Origin of the sequence: Bradyrhizobium genosp. SA-3 (assembly GCF_004212635.1) — a bacterium.
Taxonomy (GTDB): Bacteria; Pseudomonadota; Alphaproteobacteria; order Rhizobiales; family Xanthobacteraceae; genus Bradyrhizobium.
Genome location: NZ_PSRT01000352.1, coordinates 1 through 512 on the forward strand (window position 1 = coordinate 1; position 512 = coordinate 512).

At 67.6% G+C, this 512-nt stretch carries 1 protein-coding gene; it reads right to left on the reverse strand.

All coding sequences use genetic code 11. The annotated features are described in order from the left end of the window. A partial coding sequence (locus CWO91_RS42435; RefSeq protein WP_165406091.1) for an Ig-like domain-containing protein occupies positions 1-512 on the reverse strand: 512 nt, incomplete at both ends.

Here is a 512-nt window from a genome sequence, read left to right on the forward strand (position 1 = left end):
GGTGAAGCTCGGCGAGGTCGCCGAGGTGATGTTGTCCGAGTTCGAGCTGCCGCTGTCCGAGCCCGCCGTCAGATCTGGTGTGCCGCCGCTCGGTGCCGTCGTGTCCAGCGTGAAGCTTAACGAGGCCGAACCGGTGTTGCCGAAGCTGTCGGTCTGGCTTGCCACGATGGTGTGCGGTCCGTCGGCCAGCCCGCTCGGCGTAAACGACCATGCGCCTTGCGCATCGGCGGTCACCGTGGTCGTGCTGAGAACGCCATCGATCGTCAGATGCACCACGGTGTTGGCGAGGCCGGTGCCGTTCAGCGTCGGGTTGGCGGTGACGTGGTCGGTGACTGAAGTGCCGGTGTCGGCGACCAGGGCCTCGGTCACCGTCGGGCCGGTGGTGCTGAGCGTGTAGACCACCGCGCCGCTGGTTGCGATGTTGCCGGCGGCATCGCTCACCCGCGCGGTTAGCGTGTTCGGGCCGTTGTTGAGCGTGACCGTGCTGCTCCAGCTGCCGTCGCCTTGCACGA